Origin of the sequence: Gracilimonas sp., assembly GCF_031581265.1 — a bacterium.
Classification (GTDB): domain Bacteria; phylum Bacteroidota; class Rhodothermia; order Balneolales; family Balneolaceae; genus Gracilimonas.
This window is the reverse complement of sequence record NZ_JAVLBQ010000016.1, coordinates 25,546-42,896: the sequence shown is the minus strand read 5'-3', so window position 1 is coordinate 42,896 and position 17,351 is coordinate 25,546. Positions and strand designations below refer to the sequence as shown.

The 17,351-nt window shown below is 38.6% G+C and carries 20 protein-coding genes; 10 read left to right on the top strand and 10 right to left on the bottom strand.

The annotated features are described in order from the left end of the window. Positions 1-293: 293 nt before the first annotated feature. Positions 294-1,313, bottom strand: coding sequence for a Fe(3+) ABC transporter substrate-binding protein (locus RI561_RS07510; RefSeq protein WP_395079618.1), 1,020 nt, complete (start codon positions 1,311-1,313; stop codon positions 294-296). A 75-nt stretch (positions 1,314-1,388) separates the two neighbouring features. Here RI561_RS07510 and RI561_RS07505 point away from each other — a divergent pair, with 75 nt between their 5' ends. Further along, entirely contained in the window at positions 1,389-2,501 is a 1,113-nt protein-coding gene (locus tag RI561_RS07505; RefSeq protein WP_395079617.1) for an aromatic ring-hydroxylating dioxygenase subunit alpha, read from the top strand. Between the two features lie 162 nt (positions 2,502-2,663). Here the strand turns inward: RI561_RS07505 and RI561_RS07500 are convergent, their stop codons facing one another. The 4 genes from RI561_RS07500 to RI561_RS07485 all read right to left on the bottom strand — a co-directional run bounded on the left by RI561_RS07500 (position 2,664) and on the right by RI561_RS07485 (position 5,357). Further along, the gene (locus RI561_RS07500) at positions 2,664-3,284 is read right to left on the bottom strand and encodes a hypothetical protein (protein WP_395079616.1); all 621 of its coding nucleotides are present in this window, start codon (positions 3,282-3,284) and stop codon (positions 2,664-2,666) included. Then, positions 3,281-4,474, bottom strand: coding sequence for a 6-bladed beta-propeller (locus tag RI561_RS07495; protein ID WP_395079615.1), 1,194 nt, complete (start codon positions 4,472-4,474; stop codon positions 3,281-3,283). Before RI561_RS07495 ends, RI561_RS07500 begins: the two co-directional genes overlap by 4 nt. A gap of 77 nt (positions 4,475-4,551) precedes the next feature. Beyond that, positions 4,552-4,818, bottom strand: coding sequence for a hypothetical protein (locus RI561_RS07490; protein WP_395079614.1), 267 nt, complete (start codon positions 4,816-4,818; stop codon positions 4,552-4,554). A gap of 215 nt (positions 4,819-5,033) precedes the next feature. Continuing rightward, the gene (locus RI561_RS07485; RefSeq protein ID WP_395079613.1) at positions 5,034-5,357 is read right to left on the bottom strand and encodes a gamma-butyrobetaine hydroxylase-like domain-containing protein; all 324 of its coding nucleotides are present in this window, start codon (positions 5,355-5,357) and stop codon (positions 5,034-5,036) included. Between the two features lie 44 nt (positions 5,358-5,401). Between RI561_RS07485 and RI561_RS07480 the strand changes: the two genes are divergently transcribed. Next, entirely contained in the window at positions 5,402-6,088 is a 687-nt protein-coding gene (locus tag RI561_RS07480) for a hypothetical protein (RefSeq protein ID WP_395079612.1), read from the top strand. Between the two features lie 133 nt (positions 6,089-6,221). Beyond that, a complete protein-coding gene (locus RI561_RS07475) occupies positions 6,222-6,710 on the top strand; it encodes a YajQ family cyclic di-GMP-binding protein (RefSeq protein WP_395079611.1) in 489 nt (162 codons plus the stop codon). A 67-nt stretch (positions 6,711-6,777) separates the two neighbouring features. On the opposite strand, the gene RI561_RS07470 is transcribed toward RI561_RS07475, so the two are convergent. Then, a complete protein-coding gene (locus RI561_RS07470; protein WP_395079610.1) occupies positions 6,778-7,206 on the bottom strand; it encodes a CoA-binding protein in 429 nt (142 codons plus the stop codon). A gap of 87 nt (positions 7,207-7,293) precedes the next feature. Here RI561_RS07470 and RI561_RS07465 point away from each other — a divergent pair, with 87 nt between their 5' ends. Beyond that, positions 7,294-7,725 (top strand): peptidylprolyl isomerase, encoded by a 432-nt coding sequence (locus RI561_RS07465; protein WP_395079609.1) that lies wholly within the window; start codon positions 7,294-7,296, stop codon positions 7,723-7,725. Positions 7,726-8,172: 447 nt separating this feature from the next. Next, positions 8,173-9,318: a class I SAM-dependent RNA methyltransferase gene (locus tag RI561_RS07460; protein ID WP_395079608.1), complete on the top strand. Its 1,146-nt coding sequence runs from the start codon at positions 8,173-8,175 to the stop codon at positions 9,316-9,318. A 54-nt stretch (positions 9,319-9,372) separates the two neighbouring features. Here the strand turns inward: RI561_RS07460 and RI561_RS07455 are convergent, their stop codons facing one another. Further along, positions 9,373-10,617, bottom strand: a complete 1,245-nt coding sequence (locus RI561_RS07455) for a glycosyltransferase (protein ID WP_395079607.1) — start codon at positions 10,615-10,617, stop codon at positions 9,373-9,375. A 147-nt stretch (positions 10,618-10,764) separates the two neighbouring features. Here RI561_RS07455 and RI561_RS07450 point away from each other — a divergent pair, with 147 nt between their 5' ends. Continuing rightward, positions 10,765-11,643 (top strand): hypothetical protein, encoded by an 879-nt coding sequence (locus RI561_RS07450; RefSeq protein WP_395079606.1) that lies wholly within the window; start codon positions 10,765-10,767, stop codon positions 11,641-11,643. Positions 11,644-11,646: 3 nt separating this feature from the next. Here the strand turns inward: RI561_RS07450 and RI561_RS07445 are convergent, their stop codons facing one another. Further along, positions 11,647-12,204, bottom strand: a complete 558-nt coding sequence (locus tag RI561_RS07445) for a protease complex subunit PrcB family protein (protein WP_395079605.1) — start codon at positions 12,202-12,204, stop codon at positions 11,647-11,649. A gap of 161 nt (positions 12,205-12,365) precedes the next feature. Continuing rightward, complete coding sequence (locus RI561_RS07440) at positions 12,366-13,025, bottom strand: O-methyltransferase (protein ID WP_395079604.1); 660 nt, start codon at positions 13,023-13,025, stop codon at positions 12,366-12,368. 51 nt (positions 13,026-13,076) lie between these two features. Between RI561_RS07440 and RI561_RS07435 the strand changes: the two genes are divergently transcribed. Next, entirely contained in the window at positions 13,077-13,742 is a 666-nt protein-coding gene (locus RI561_RS07435) for a lysophospholipid acyltransferase family protein (protein ID WP_395079603.1), read from the top strand. Between the two features lie 13 nt (positions 13,743-13,755). On the opposite strand, the gene RI561_RS07430 is transcribed toward RI561_RS07435, so the two are convergent. Continuing rightward, entirely contained in the window at positions 13,756-14,823 is a 1,068-nt protein-coding gene (locus tag RI561_RS07430; protein WP_395079602.1) for a hypothetical protein, read from the bottom strand. Between the two features lie 61 nt (positions 14,824-14,884). Between RI561_RS07430 and RI561_RS07425 the strand changes: the two genes are divergently transcribed. The 3 genes from RI561_RS07425 (at position 14,885) to hpf (ending at position 17,346) form a co-directional block, all read left to right on the top strand. Next, entirely contained in the window at positions 14,885-16,030 is a 1,146-nt protein-coding gene (locus RI561_RS07425; protein WP_395079601.1) for a glycosyltransferase, read from the top strand. A 70-nt stretch (positions 16,031-16,100) separates the two neighbouring features. After that, the gene (gene xerC / locus RI561_RS07420; protein ID WP_395079600.1) at positions 16,101-17,018 is read left to right on the top strand and encodes a tyrosine recombinase XerC; all 918 of its coding nucleotides are present in this window, start codon (positions 16,101-16,103) and stop codon (positions 17,016-17,018) included. Between the two features lie 28 nt (positions 17,019-17,046). Beyond that, a complete protein-coding gene (gene hpf, locus RI561_RS07415) occupies positions 17,047-17,346 on the top strand; it encodes a ribosome hibernation-promoting factor, HPF/YfiA family (protein ID WP_395079599.1) in 300 nt (99 codons plus the stop codon). Positions 17,347-17,351: the final 5 nt, after the last annotated feature.

The window sequence follows — 17,351 nt, the reverse complement described above, 5'->3', positions numbered from 1 at the left end:
TAGCACCAACACCCACCGCCTGACTTCGCATCCGCTCAGTCCGCCACCTCCCTGAAGGGAGGAATTTGCCCCATTATTTGAAAAACTAATTATCAATTGTCCTCAAATTATCTGACATCTACAAGAGTGACAACTAAAGCTATTTGTAAATCAATATAAATCGAACTCAGGTTGGAAGGTTTTGCTAACGAGCCAAGGATACAACAAAAAAAAGCCCCGTCAACAAATTGACGGGGCGTTAAATTAAAAAATGTATTAAAACCCTTGGAAGAGTTCATTCTCTATAAACCTGCTTACTTCCAGCCGGCTCTATCCATAATTTGAATGGCTTCCGGATTATTCCTGCCTAAAGCTGAAACATTTACAGCATCACTCTTGAAATCTCCAAAGCTTTGAAGCACTTCAGCAATTTCGGCTTCATCATTCACAGGATATTCATTATTCCCGCTTATGAAATGCTTCTGAGCCTCTGGAGTAGTTAAATACTCAAGGAACCGTGTAGCATTTTCTTTATTTGGAGAGTTTTTCAAGATACCCGCTCCGCTAATATTGATGTGGGCACCTCTTCCATCTTCGCCTTGGTTAGGAAATACAAACTCAACTTGTGAAGCTGCTTCCTGATCTGCTTCATCATCACCGGTAATCATAACAGCCAAATAATAGTGGTTTGCAATGGCTACATCACAGGCACCCACAGCAACAGCCCTAATCTGATCGCGATCTCCGCCCTGTGGTTCACGAGCAAAGTTGTTTACTAATTTTGTTGCCCATTCCTCAGTTGCTTCAGGCCCCATAGTCTCAACCATAGAAGCTACCAATGACTGATTGTAGATATTGTTAGAAGATCTCACACAAACACGGCCTTCAAAACGTGGGTCAGCTAAATCTTCGTAAGTAAGTTCTTCATGATTTTCAACGGCATCAGGATTCACAACAATGCCACGGACTCGCTTTGAAAGCCCTACCCAAAGTCCATCGGGATGACGAAATTCTGCCGGTACTCGTTCTTCCAGCACTTCCGAGTCAAAAGGTTGAAGGATGTCAGCTTCTTCTGCTCTCCACAAGCGACCGGCATCAACGGTGATAAGAATATCCGCCGGGGAATTAACACCTTCGCTTCTAACACGCTCAATAAGTTCATCGGAACCACCTTCAATCAGGTTTACAGTTATTCCCGTTTCTTCTTCAAAATCTGCATAAAGCTCCTGATCAGTATCATAATGACGAGCTGAATACACGTTTACCTCTTCCTGTGAAGTACAAGCTGCAAAAATCATTGCAAGTGAAATAAATAGTAACAAATTAGATTTCATCGAATTAAATTGATTTTAGAAATTTTCAGTTAGAGATCGCCAAAATATCACTTTATTTAGATTAATTCTAAACTAATGAATGAAAAAAAATATAATTCTTTATTTAAGTCCCCTGACTTTGACATAGCCCCTATCGAACAAGCCAAAACCATTCCCTCTGATTGGTACTTTAACGGGGATATCTATTCATTTGAGCAAGAGAAGATTTTCAAAAACCAATGGCAGTATATTTGTCATGAAGCTCAAATTCCTCAAGCCGGAGATATGTACAGCACGGTAACAGCAGGTAATCCTATTATTGTGTTTCGTGATAGCCAAGATCAAGTCAAGGCATTCTATAATGTGTGTAAGCACCGGGGCGGGCCACTGGCTATCAAAAAGGGAACCAAGACTGTGCTTCAATGTCAATACCATGGCTGGACTTACCTGGATGATGGATCCCTTCGCGGAGTACCCGATTGGAATCTTGTAGAGCTTTTTGATAAGAAAGACTTTGGTCTTGAACCCTTTGAGATTTCCATTTGGCAGGGTTTGATTTTTGCCAGAGTTAATTCCTCAGATCTTAAGCTGACGGATCTTTTAAGCGGCATTGCGGAAAGAATTGCTCCTCTGAATCTTAGCCAACTCCAATTTCACACCGAAGTGGAATATAATGTAGAGTGCAACTGGAAGGTGTATGTCGATAATTACTTAGAAGGATATCACATTCCCATCGTTCATCCTGAATTGGCAAATTTACTGGATTACCGGTCTTATTCAACCGAAACAGATGACTGGTACTCCCTTCAGCATAGTCCATTTAAAGAAGCTGAAAATTTATACTCGAACGAAGGCGGACAAGCGTTCTACTATTTTATTTTCCCCAATATGATGTTGAATATTCTCCCCGGAAGGCTTCAGGTAAATGTAGTAGTTCCTGTATCTCCCACTCAGTGCAAAGTGGTATTCAGTTACTTTTATGATGATGTGGAGGCCAAAATGAAATCAGGAGTTATTGAAGAGGATATTAAATATAGCAACATCATACAGGAAGAGGATATAGAAATTTGCGAAGCCGTGCAGCGTGGACTTCAGTCAAAGGCTTATCATCAGGGAAGATTTTCAGTAAAACGCGAACCGGGGGTCTACCATTTTCAAAACCTCCTGAAGAAAGAATTCAAAAAGGAAAGTAATGAAGTGATAAAGTAGGTTTATTCGATTTACTTTATCACTTTATCACTTCATCACTTATGATTTTCAGAATACCCCTATGACAGTATTCCAATTTGCGACAAGGGGTTGCAACCCCTTATCTAAAAGGCATTACTAACAATTAATTTGATAACTAATTTTTAACAAATGAGCAAAAATTCAGTCCATTTTTGATATCATTGACTGATAGTATTTTCTCGACAAATCAGCCCTTTCTTTTTCAGGTACGAAAACATGTTTAGCAATTCCACTCTCATTAGCAATAAAATAAAATGGAAGGTTATAATTCTCTATTGGCAATCCAAGAGTACTTGAATCAAGATTATAAATTTTGTTTTTGAGGCCATTCATTCTTTTAAAAATAGTTAAAGCTCTTTCATTTCTATAATTAGCCAATAAAACAATTCGGTCAACTCCGACTGAATCAGAGAATAATTTGATATTCTTCACTTCCTGATTAATACAAGTTGTGCAATTAATGTCTGAAAAATTAAAAAAAAGTTTGTATTCAGTTTCCAGTAAATCAGAGAAAGTAAGGAAGGAAGACTGGTGTTTTAGTACAGATTTTCTATCTATTTCTAAATTTGAATTGGAAAATTGAAGGAACTCTCGGAAGTTATCATTCTTTAGTTTTTTCTCAAATATTGACTGCGCTTCTTCAAGTCTTTCAACAGAAATCATATTGGAAATCTCACTTTGATATTTTCTTTTTTGAAAATATAATACTGATAAAAGAATTAGAAGAAATATTATAGATAACGCAGTTTTATAAAGCTTCATTTTGCAATAGCTTGTATAAATATTGGATTACTGTTTTCACTAATCGTATTAACCAAACTTATCAATTCTCTCGTTTTGGGGTCATTAAACTTCTGAGGTTCCTCATCACGAAGATTGTGTAAATGTCGTATTAGATCATAGGGCTCAATAAGCCCTAAATAGGAAGTAGAATCAGAACTCACCAAAAAGGGTAAAGATCCATTATCAATGTCATTTATAAACTTTGAAGCAACAAATGATTCCTGATTCTCTTTATTATAGACGAAATACCCTCCACTACGCCCCTGCACATATTGGATATAGATTTGATTTTCAGTTTCCAAAAAACTTCCAATAGAATAGACTACGTTTCTACTCCTAATTTCATCGTTCAAAAATTTGCTTTGCCTTTCAAAATTGTATCTTAAATTTAGAATGTCCTCGGTAAGACCCTGATTAGGAAAAGAGAGTTGGTATTTTACATCAATATCAAAATTATCAATTCTGTAAATATTAAAATCAATATGGCTAAAAAATATGTGCTCATTTTTGTAAGAAGGAAAATTTTCAAAAGTTAAAAATGCCATCGTTTCTTTTCTTTTATCTATCGGAAGTCTCATATCATAAACAGTCCCGTCTTCATCCAAATAAACCAAATTATAGGCCACCTTGTTTTCATCCAAATTCCCGGAGGTGTAATTATTCATATACCCCACTAACATGTCAATCTCTTGATCATAAACAAACTTTGATATTTGTGGTCTAATGACAGTTTCCTTTAACAATTCTCCATCTATGTCAAATTTTATAAACTTAAATAAACCTAAAGCATACAGTGTATTTTCTTTTCCAAAAGTAATATCACTAAAGTATTCCAACTCCCCGGCTCCTCGGCCCTCAGGAAAAGAAATTTCATTGATAAAATTTAGTTCCTTGTCATAAATCCAAGCCGACTTTTTCGACTTATCTAAAAACCCATAATAATTCTCATTGTGTATAATCTTGGCTATGGTTCCCATAAACTCATTTCCTGGAGTTTTTAGTGGGGTATATTGCATTTCTTGTATAAACTCAGATAAGCCTACTGTTCTTGCCTGTTCGATATCAATTATTAGTTCCTTACTGTTATTCGAATTTATTTCTCTCGGTTGGTTAGTACAAGAACATGCTAAAACAATAATGAATAATGTACCAAATAAATTTTTTCTCATGATATTTACACTTAAAAAGTTATCATAAATTAAGACTGAGCAGCTTTTAAACTGCTCAGTCTTTGTATTTTTTTAGTTTATTCCGGATCTGGACAAACAGTTTGGTCTTCAACCTCACACCAGTCTTCTGCATACCAACATCTATCATATTGTTCCGGTCCTGGTCCAGGGCAGTTTTCTGGTGTTAACCTGAATCCAGGGACTAAATCCCTCGCGTGGGCTTCTTTCATATCAACGTTTATACTTTCAATTCCCGAAAAAGGAGTTGAAATATCTATTCCGTATCCCATAATACCTAACGCAATGAAAGTTAGTACTGCTATTGTGTATTTCGCTTTTTTCATTAGATTATTCATTGTTGTACCTTATTAGTTATGGTTGGTATAAATAATTCTATATCTCTATCAAATTATTTATACAGACCTACATATATATATAATGAAAGTCAAATATTTTTTTGATAAATACATTTCAGTTCATTTATCATTCATAACTAATGATTTTCAGAATGCCCCCATGACAGTATTCCTATTTGCGACAAGGGGTTGCAACCCCTTGTCTACGTATTTTTTGGATCTAACCACCGAAGCGTCTCCCATTGATACATTCCGGAATTGTGCCCGTCGCCCCACGTTATTTTGATGGCATGATTTCCTACTTGCTCAATATTCCGGATTTCAATTCTCGGAGGATTTTCCTCAAAAAAAGCTTCTGGTTCAAAATCGCCCATGCTTCCGTGTCCGCCGCGGCAGGAAACACAGGGACAGTTTGCCCGCAGTCCGTAAAGGGGAAATACGGAAGTATGTCCATCTTCCCATGAAATTTCCAGAACCTGATCTTTATTGCTAACTTCGATGCCCGTGGGCGTAGTGGATTCGTCCATTTTTATTTGTGAAATTCATTCTAATTTTCAGCTAAAATTAACCAATGATTTGGATAGTTGTTTCGGCATTTATTGTAGCTCTTTTGAGTATCGGCTTAGGGTATAAGCGGCTTTTATATATCGATCAAATTACCCCAAGAAACTTGTCGATAACACTGCTTGCGGTAGTCTTTTTATTCTTGATACTCCAGTGGATGCACCGTATTGGATATTTCCCGGAATTTATTGCCGGAGCCGTTATGGCCAATGTGTACAGTTCCCTTTTTGGCTTTTTTACCGGGGCCGCCATTCAGCAATTCAATCAAAAGAGCGATTATGGAGATATCATCTATGTGAACCGTTCTTTCTGGACAGATATATTTCCCAATATCATTGCCATCGGTATCATCCTATTTGGAATTCAACGCACCTCTCTTTTATCCGACTTGCCCTTCACTCCCATCAGAGTTACTTCCGGATTATCTATTATTGCTGTCGGAGCCTATAGCTTTACCATTCGATTAGTACCTGAATTAAGAGCCCAAGGTATAATTCTACTTGACCGTGCTATTAGCTGGGATGATTTCTTTACTTATTCCTGGTATTCGGAAGGCGTTATTGAAATTGAATACAAACAAGACGGTGCTATCCGAACGTTCAAAACCATGATTCCTGATGAAGATGAACTTTTTGTTGAAAAAATCCTGACCGAAAAAATAGCCGAAAAACTCGAAGATGATGAATTGGAGTGAATTTTAAATGATAAGTTTTAAATGCTAAATGTTAAATAGCAGTCATTTAACATTTAGCATTACTCATTTAAAATTTTGACTCATGCTCTAATCAGCTAACTTACTTTTTAATCATTAAATATGAATACCCAATATGGCCTCTTTTGATATTGTAAACAAAGTAGATGCACAGGAAGTTGACAACGCTATCAACAATACCCTGAAGGAAATTAATACCCGCTATGATTTTCGCGGACTTCATACCGAAGTCGAATTCCATAATAAAGAAAACCGTATTCATCTCGTGGCAGCCGAAAGCATGAAGCTACAAGCTGTGAAAGATATGCTGATCAGAAATTTCATTAAACGGGGAATCAGCTCCAAAGTATTGGATTTCAAAGAACCACAAGGAACATCACAGGGGCATTTAAAAATGGATGTCATGCTGAAGGAAGGTATTGACCGAGAAACAGCGAAGAAGATCGTTAAGGAGATCAAGAATCTTAAGGTTAAAGTTCAGCCTCAAATACAGGATGATCAGGTTCGGGTGGTAGGTAAGAAGATTGACGATTTGCAATCTGTTATACAGCACTTAAAAGGTAAAGATATGGGCGTGCCGCTGCAGTTTGTTAATATGAAGTGAGGTAATTTTTAATGTTAAGTTTTAAATGCTAAATGTTAAATGGCAGTCATTTAACATTTAGCATTACTCATTTAAAATTTCTGTCCCATTCTACCATGATGCATTTGTTCTTGATGTAATGAAGTTCGTGCTCCACTGCAATTTTCTCAGCTTCGGTAGAAGAGACATCAAGCTGAGTCCAGATCACGGGATTTTGACCGGTCTGCTTTTTCCATTTTGAAGTATCCCTAACAGCATCTGCTGTGTATTTTGAGTTTCTGAACACGTTGACGATATCAATTTGTATATCGGAGGGAATGTCAGTCAACTGATCGTAGCTTTTTTCTCCGTAAATCTCATTGACTTCCGGATTTACAGGAATAACCCGATATCCCCTCTCCTGTAAAAATCTTGCTGCATAGTTACTCGTCCGATGTATGTTTGGTGAACAGCCAATCATTGCAACCGTCTCAGCCTTTTCTAAAGTTTGTTGAATGTCTTTGTTATCCTTAATCATGGTCATAGGCTTTTACAATCCTCATAAGTGTAAAATATTCTGTATCTTTGCAGGCACAATATATTCACAATTAAAACAATATTTATTTTGTCTAAAGTAAAAGACGGTGACACCGTAAAAGTCCACTACACAGGAAAATTAGAAGACGGATCAGTTTTTGATTCTTCTGTAGAAAGAGATCCTCTTGAAATTACACTGGGAGAAGGAAAATTGATTCCAGGTTTTGAAAAAGCTGTTGTTGGGTTAGAAGTTGGAGATAAAACCACAGCCAGTATTGAATCTGCCGATGCATATGGCGAGAGAAGAGATGATCTGGAATTATCTATTGAACGCAGTCAGCTTCCTCAAGACATTGAGCCTCAGGTTGGAATGCAGCTGCAATTGAATCAACCAAACGGACAACCTGTTCCGGTTCAGATCACAGAAGTTGAAGAGGAGAACATCAAGATTGATGCAAACCACCCTTTAGCTGGTAAAGATCTGACATTTGATATCGAATTGGTTGATATTGTAAACTAATTCACGATCGATCAAATTTATAATGGAGTCTTTCGAAAGAGGGACTCCATTTTTTATATAATTAAGTTCATTCCCTGTCTGTCATCCCTGTAGATGTTAGATAATTTGTTAACAAATGTTGGTAAAAAATGAAGTCTCCTCTTGAGGGGAGATAAATCAGTCAGTTGTTCCTGACTGATTTTGAGGGGTGTTGGCGCCAAAGATAGTTCAGCCTAATACAACTCATAATTAGAGCTATTAAGGAACATGAGACCGTAAAGGTAATGTTGCCCTTGGCACCAACACCCTCCGCCAGACTTCGCATCCGCTCAGTCAGGCACCTCCCTCCCCGACACGCTTGTACGGGACAGGCAAGGGAGGACTTGATCTTGATAAGAGCTACTTTTGTCGACAAATTATCTACCATCTAAAAGGATGACAATCTTTAGTAAACTTTTAAAAAATTCCATGGCCAATTTTTCCCAACAAAGCACTATCTCCATAACCAGCCCCAAGCGGATCACTCCCTACCTGAAGGAGGAACTGACCGATCTTGGTTTTCCTATCATTAAACAGCGACTGGCCAGTATTGAAACCGAGGGGACGCTCAACGACTGCATGATGCTGAATTTGAGCTTAAGAACCGCCCACCGGGTTCACTACATGCTAAAAGATTGCAGACCAAAAAACGGCGAGCAGCTCTATAACGAGCTCATGAAAATTCCCTGGGAGGATTATATTGACAAACACGGGTACGTTAGTGTTACCTCTTTCATCAAAAATAAAACGGTCAGCAACTCCCAGTTTGCAAATATGAAAGCCAAAGACGCCATCGTTGATCGCATTCGGAAGAAAACGGGGAGTCGGCCAGATTCCGGTCCAAACCTGAATAAAACGGTGGTATTTATTTTCTGGAAAAACGATCGGGCTCAAATATATCTTGATACTTCCGGTGAATCCATTTCTCGTCGTGGTTACAGAACAGAAACCAGTTCAGCCCCAATGCAAGAAACCTTAGCAGCTGCTTTGATCTTAGCCAGCAAATGGAAACCGGGGCAACATTTTGTCAACCCCATGTGTGGCAGCGGGACTATTGCGATTGAAGCGGCATTACAGGCCCTTAATAAAGCTCCAGGCTTGCTAAGACCAAATTATGGCATCAAGCATATACTTGGGTTTGATGAGGAGCGCTGGAACGATTTACGATCTGATTTAAAGAATAAATCCTCAAAAGATTTTGAAGGCAGAATTATTGCTACCGATCATGATATTCGCGCCGTTGGTGCCACACGGAAAAACGCTCGCACAGCCGGACTCGATCATCTCATTGAAACGAAAAAGTGTGATTTCAGCGAAACAGAAATTCCTTCTGATAATACCGGAGTTATTATGCTGAATCCTCCTTATGGTGATCGTATTGGAAATGAAAAGGATTTAGAACCTACCTATGAGGGAATTGGGGATTATTTCAAGCAGGAAGCAACCGGATGGTGGGGCTATGTATTTACCGGTAATTTTGATTTGGCTAAAAAAATTGGCCTGAGAACCAATCAGCGCATTGAATTCTATAATTCTACTATTGATGCAAGGTTATTGGAATATGAGCTCTACTGATCGCAGATTCGAATGATGTATGGATTTCACTGATCATCAACGGAATCAGTGCAATCAGCGATCATTCTTCGCCTCGATCCACTTGCTCATATATTTGGTGCTTGCCACCGTATGGTGCTGTAAGATCTGTCCTATAAAGTTTTGTCTCCTATGCTTTTCCATATTTTCAATTAATTTGTGTATCCGATCTGTCAACACGCTCCCAAAATCATCTTTTCGATACAATTCATTAATAATCCGTACTCCCGCCTTCTGACATTCCTCCCAATTCCGATCATTCCTATAAAGCTCAATAGCTGCTTTTGTAAAATCGGTGGCTTCATTTTCTATTGCACCGGGCCAGGGTAAGTCGTTATGCATCCCCTCTGCCCCAATATCCGTAGTTACACTCGGCGTACCACATTGCATTGCTTCAACTAACTTTCCTTTCAAGCCAGCCCCAAATCGCAATGGTGCTAACAGTACCCGGGCATTACCGACAACTTCTTTAGCATTCTCAGCCCTTCCCTTCACCAAAAAGCCCTCTTGCTCATTATGTAATTGCTCTACTTTTTGGGATGGATAAGCCCCGTAAATATGTAGCTCAGCTTCCGGTAATTGCTTTCGGATCAAAGGCCATATTTCCTCCTTCAAATATAAAACCGCGTTCCAGTTTGGCTCGTGAAGGAAGTTACCAATAGAAATGAAGTGTTTTCTATTATCTATTGACTTCCAATTGCTTATGGTGTTATAAGAAATTTTATCTAACAGGAAAGGAACATACAATAGAAGTTGTTTGTCAACATTAAATACCTCCTGCAAAAGCTTCATTTCGTACTTGGAAATGATTAAGGATAAATCGCACCGGAGAATACTTGCGATCTCTCTTTTTGCCAAATCATTGTACAGGTCGGCTTCTTCAAAACCTTTATTATTCTTCCATGCTTCTTGACGAGCTTTGCGCAAAAAATGAAGATCCTCAGTATCTAAAATTCTAAGAGCTTTAGGGCAATGTTCAGCTACTCTCCAGCCAAACTGCTCTTCAGTCATAAAACGATCAAAAAGAACTACATCCGGGTTTAAGTTGGCAATAAATTGATCAAATGAAGAATCATTAAGTTTTATAGATACCGGTTTCACCCCAAACTTCTCTAAATCCACTCCATAGTTGTTTTCTGTGGCTGCGCTTGCAAACGTAATTGAATCAGTAATTAACTTAAGCACTTCTATGAGCTGCATCATCCTCGATCCTGCCGCAGATGAATTTGGCTCTGGCCATACTTTTCCAACAATTAAAAGCTTCAGAGGTGTTTTGGGCATTGGTAATTATTTTTAACGGCTATTTCTAATCATGAAATTATTTCTCACATTCAAATGCGAGCGCTACTTTTAATCAAGAGACATATATTCGCTTCAAGTTCCAAACTTTTGAACATAGTTCGTAATTAATTTAACCAAACTAAAAAGATGAAAATAATTCAAAAGGTTTTACTTCTAATCGCCTTATTTGCAGGCTCAAGCTCCATGAATACGTTGTTTGCACAAGATTCGGTTCCAACCGATACCACCAAAACCTATATCGTTATTAAAAATGACAACTCCAGGTATATTGGTAAAATCACCTATCAGGATGCGAGAGAAGTTCATATTTTGACGGAAGAATTAGGTGAACTCATCATCCCAAAACACGAGATCAGGGAAATAAGAGAAGCATCTGAATCAGAATCAAATAATGATACAAAAAACCAAGAGATATTTTCTACCCGATACTTCTTATCCACCAATGGATTATCCCTTAAAGAAAATGAAACTTACATCATATGGAGCATTTATGGTCCGGATATTCAATTTGGATTGAAAAACAACTTCAGTGTTGGAGTTGTAACAAGTTGGTTTGGAAGCCCCATCATCGGTTCATTAAAATACAGCAAGTCGTTGGGGGATAAAACCAGTTTAGGAGTTGGAACTTTACTGGGAACCGGCTCCTGGGCTTCTCCGGAATATGGAATCGCCCTGCCCTACACCACTTTTTCCTATGGAGATGCAGCCAATAATTTGACATTCTCAGCCGGATACGGAACGACCTGGGGCGGAGGATATTCAGGCGGCAGAGCTCTGTTTTCCGTTGCCGGCATGACAGAGATTACCGAGAAATTCAGCTTTGTATTTGATTCCTTTATAGTTTCCGGAACGGGAAATGATGATAGCGGCGCTTTACTGATTCCGGGCTTACGCTTACAAAGCAGTCCTGATAAAGCATTCCAAATTGGATTTGCCGGTATCGCAGCTGAAGGAGAACTCATCCCCTTTCCACTGCCCATGCTACAATGGTTCAGGCGATTTTAAATACTACTCAGAGCAGTTTTTTACGATATCGTCTTTTTTGTGAAACTCCACATCCTGACCATTATCAGGATAAGACACAAATATATAGGGTCTGGTTATTGCCATAGTTACAACACATTTTTCACTAGGTACGATTTCAGAGTAGGCGATCACCATTTTATCGCCAGATTCATAAACCTCAATGTCTGTAATATCAAATCCACCTGAAGGTTTAGATTCCAGCATTATCAAAGCCAACTTCGTATTGCTAAAATTTACATTAGGCAGATCAGGAATTGGGGATGTTCCGGCATGAACCTTATTCCATTCCTCTGCAAAATCTGCTTTAGCACTAATTACACGCTTAATCTCCCCTTCTTCAGAGAAATTCGAATATTGGCCTGAACCAATAACTTCAATACTATCCGTGATATTATTGCCATCACCCGGTAGCTGAGTACATCCAAACGCAACCATCATTCCAATAAGAGTAATTACTGTAACGCGTTTACCGGTTGAAAACATCGTACAGAGAACCTGCGAGCGTCCGTAGGTCCTCGCAGCGTTAGGCACTTCAGCCATGTCCCAGTAACGCTCGCAGGACCTTCGGACGCTGCGAGGTTACTATACTCAAAAGATTGCTCCAGGCTTATTTTTAATTGGTAAACGCGTTACTGTAAGCTTTTTCATATCTTCGTTTTTTTTGTTTGATTTGTTAATTGTTTAACAAATTAATGAAAAAATTATTTTTTTCTGATTAAAGTAACTCCATCCCGTACAGTAAGTAACACCTGTTCTACCCTGTCATCATAAGCTACTTTTTCATTGAATTTATGCAGAGCGCCAGCCTTATCATCTCTTGGGTGTAAAACAGCTCCATCCCAAAGTACATTATCAACCACAATTATCCCACCTTGCCTAACCATTGATAGAGACTTTTCATAATAAAAGTCATAACCGGCCTTGTCAGCATCAATAAACACCAAGTCAAAGTCCCCCTCCAAATCCTCTAATACCTCCTTGGCATCCCCCTTAATCAGTTGAATCTTATTTTCTTTATCGTATTTGGCAAAATGCTTTTCGGCTAAGTCTTGGTAGCGGATATTCATCTCAATTGTCACAAGTTCACCATCATTGGGCAAGGCTTCTGCCATCGTCAGGGCAGAATATCCTGTAAAAGTTCCTAACTCAAGAATCCGCTTAGCCCCGCTAATCTTAACCAGCATTTTGAGCAAATGACTAACCATATTACCACTTAGCATATCTATAAATTCCAGTGCTTCATCTGAAGATTGCACCAATTTGGTTACAGCCTCAGACTCTTTGGTTGTCATGTCTAAGGCATATTTTTCTATTTGGGGATCTGTGATTTGAACGATAGATTTGTCTATTTGCTTCTTCATGTTTGAAAGATAAGCATCAACCCCCTATTATCTCCAAAAAAAAGGTGCGCTTTGAATATCATCCCTGCTGACGAATCCAAATTCTTTATCTGGTTTTTTGATCATTACACGAAATGGGCATTAAAGCGCCGGTTCAAACACCTGTGGGTCAAGCAATCCTATCAGCCCGGTAACAACGCTAAAACAGTGTATTTCCTAAATCACAATTTATGGTGGGATGGATTAATCCCTTTATACCTGAATCAAAAAATTTTCCATCAAAACGCCCGTGCACTTATGGAAGATAAACAGATGCAGCAGTACACCTTCTTTAGCAAGATTGGGGCATTCTCAATTAATCTTGAAGACCCCAAAGCCTCTGTTGCTTCTTTGCGATATGCATTAAAATCGATGCAGCGTAAAAGGGCAAGTCTCTTTATATATCCTGAAGGAGAGATAACTCCGGCCTCAGAAAAAGAGCCTGAATTCAAACAAGGATTAGCCTGGCTTTATCAAAAAACAGAAGAAGTTGACTTCGTACCTATTGCTATTTACTCCCATAATCTAAGAAGCAGTAAACCGGAGCTTTATTTATCAATAGGTCAGTTAGTTGATCATGATAAACAATTGAGCAAAAGTAATTTAACTGATTTATTTAAACAGGATTTGCATAAAATTCTAACTGAAACACGATCGGTAGCAGGCTTCTCTGATGAAGGATTTTCTAAGCAATTCTAAAGTTCAACCTGCTTTACCACGTCCAGGGATACAGTAAACGGGATTTTTGTACCCAGTGTGGCTCTTCTTTCAAGTATCTTAATCTCATATGGACCAGTGGCCAAAATAGCCTTTTATAAATATTTTTAGGAAATATATACTCCGAAATACCATGGGCTGCATTAACTTGGCCATTATACTTAATTACTGAATTACCAATAAAACGTTGATAAAATGGGCCGTCGTCAATTTTATCCTTACAGTTAATGTTTACAATAACTTCACCCTTTGTAAGGTCAATTTTTCGGGCTGAATTTAGTCCAAACCAGTTTCGGGAGTAATAGCTGAGATCTGCTGTATTAAATTTCTCTAAAATCGATTCATTATTTGAATCAATGAGCCAGGCCTTGAATTCTCGTTCTGTATTTTTTTGCATCAGGTAATACACCAACGTAAAGTCTCTAAAATGATATCTGCCCCAATACCAATCCCTAAAACTTTCTTTCATGGGTTCATTTCCAATATTATGGTCATGGTACCCCTTACCTGTAAATTTCAGTCTCTTCTCTCCCCTCTTGCCATCCATACTTAAATCTGCTTCAATGTCCATCACTGGCAGAATTAAGTTCCAGAGGTGATTATCTTCACTATCTGATTCAATCAACTGTGCAGAGGGCAAGCTCCCTGTCCCTGCTATGTTTCCCTTTATTCGATGCCCCGAAGGTAATTCTTGATCCAGATTCAATTCCAGCTCAAATTTACCTTCTGACAACGAATACTGTACAGACAGGTTTTCAATGGTCAACCTTAAGTCATTTTTATCCCAATGAAATGCGTTACTTTCAAATTCCAGGAAACTATAATAGACCGGCTTATTGTTCTCATAGACAGAAACACTGACGGCAGGATGGTTTTTATATGTTCTGTCATCTTTTAGTAACTCTTTTATCTTTTTGGTAGAGAATGGATTATCATGATAAAATATGATCACGAAGCTATACACTCCATCGTTACTCATGCCATCAAAATACCACCACTCATACCCGGCCTTTGCCTTGTCATAAACCGGTGAAATTTGATCCAAATCTGTAGAAATATTCATAACTCCTCTATTAACGCATACACTTACTGAACGGCAACGTTCAGTTTCCTAACTTTCGTTCATGGACATCATACTATATATAGCCTCAATTTACATTTTGTTTACCATTTTCGTTTTCACACGTAATTGGTTTGAATTTCGTTCATTAGCCGATGTTGAACAATATGAATCATCATCTAAGACTCCGCAAGTAAGTATTTGTATTCCGGCCAGGAATGAAGAGGCTGTTATAGAAAGATGCGTTACCTCCTCCCTTCAGCAGAATTATCCAAATTTTGAGGTTTTAGTATTAGACGACAATTCCACAGATAATACAACCGCTATCTTGCGTAAGCTATCAGGTATTATTAACAATCTACACCATGTACAAGGCAAACCTAAACCGGACGATTGGTTGGGAAAACCCTGGGCATGCCATCAGTTAAGTGAAAAAGCAACTGGAGAATTTTTAGTTTTTATTGATGCTGATGTATGGTTAGAAGAAGACGCAGTGTCAAAAACCGTAACAGCTTTACAAAAATCTGATGCCATAACCGTTTGGCCCAAACAAAAAGTAGTCACCTTCTGGGAAAAATTAGTGATTCCAATGATCTACTATGGATTGTATAGTTTACTGCCTTCCAAATACGTAGAACAAAACCCCAAATGGCTCCCAAAATCATTACAAAAAAAACTGGGACACCATTTTGCAGCCGCTTGTGGACAGTGTATTGCTTTCAACAGATCTTGCTATAACCGTATTGGAGGGCACCAATCCGTAAAACAACAAATAGTTGAGGATGTGGAATTAGCAAAAACCATTAAAAAGAATGGCCAGAAAATTATTATGTATGACGGTGTGGATACCGTAAACTGCCGGATGTATCAATCTCACCGCGAACTCTTTGAAGGATTAAGAAAAAACTTTTTCGTTGGATTTGGCAGAAATGTACCTCTCTTTTCCTCTATGGCTGTCCTACAGGTTATAGCCTACATCATGCCGTTTTGGATTTTAATAACCGGAAATGAAGATCAACAAATTTTTGCAGCGACTCTCATAGCCATCATTTTTCTTCAACGATGGTTGCTTGATTTTAAATTTGGGTGGAATCCTCTTGTAAGCCTCTTACAACCGTTAACTATCATATGGTATGAAGTGTTGGGTATACGCTGTTTATGGGATCATTTTACTGGGTCAAAAGCACAATGGAAAGGCCGAGAAGTATGACACAAAATTCATCTGACCTTCACCATAATTTGTTTTCTTTTTTCCGTATTGATAGTCATATTCAAACTGTATGAAAGACCTGATAGAGAAATACCTGAAATATCTCAGTGTTGAACGAAATTCATCCAAGCATACTATTATTTCCTATCGAAACGATTTGGAGGGCTTCCTAACATTTACGGCAAAACTGGAGGATGTAAACCCCGATCTGATAGATATAAACAAGATTACTCGGCTAACGATCAGGCTTTGGCTGGGGGAACTTTCGGATCAAGGAATGGCAAAAACCACAATAGCCCGTAAAGTAGCTGCACTGCGATCTTTCTTTAAGTACTGCTTTAAACGCGGACACATTCAAAAGAATCCCGCTCATCTGCTTGTGGTTCCCAAAAAGGAAAAGACGTTACCCAAAACAGCCACAGTCGAGGATATAGAACGAATGATGGATGCTGTTGATACCGATACTGTAAGGGGGCTTCAGGACCGAGCCATACTCGAATTATTTTACGGGACGGGAATGAGACTCAGTGAACTGACAGGGTTGAACATTAAGGATATCGATCTGAAACAAAATCAAGTGATTGTAAAAGGAAAAGGCAATAAACAGCGGATTATTCCATTAGGTAAAACCGTCGTTCGCATTCTTTCTGATTTTTTGGATAAAAGGCCCGAATTATTTGGAGACAGAACAGACGAAGATGCCCAAAATGCCTTATTTTTAGCCGCACACGGACAACGTATTTATGACCGTGCGGTACGGAAAATGGTTGAAAAGTATTTAAAACGAACGAGTGAAGTCACTCAAAAAAGTCCCCACGTATTGCGGCATAGTTTTGCTACGCATATGTTAGACAATGGGGCCGATATTAGAATCATAAAAGAGTTTCTTGGACACGCCAATTTAGCGGCAACGCAAGTTTACACACATACCAGCATCGATCGGTTAAAAAATGTGTATGAGCAGGCACATCCAAGAGCAAAATCATAATAACTTACTATAATTAAGGAGTAGTATAATGAAAGTAACATTCACAGCACGACATTTTGAAGCAAGCGCAGATTTACAACAACACTGCAGAGACAGCGTCGATAAACTGGAACAATTTTACGATCGAATAGTAATGTGCGATATCATAATGGAACCTACTCCCTCCGATGAAAATCCACATCAGGCAGAATTAGTTATTAAAGTTCCCCGAAAAGTTATTACCGTAAAGGAAGAGGCTAAATCTTACGAACAGGCCATTCATAATGCTGTTGAAACCGCCAGCAGACAACTGAAGAAATACAAAGACAAAATGCACGCAACCCAATAATTAGC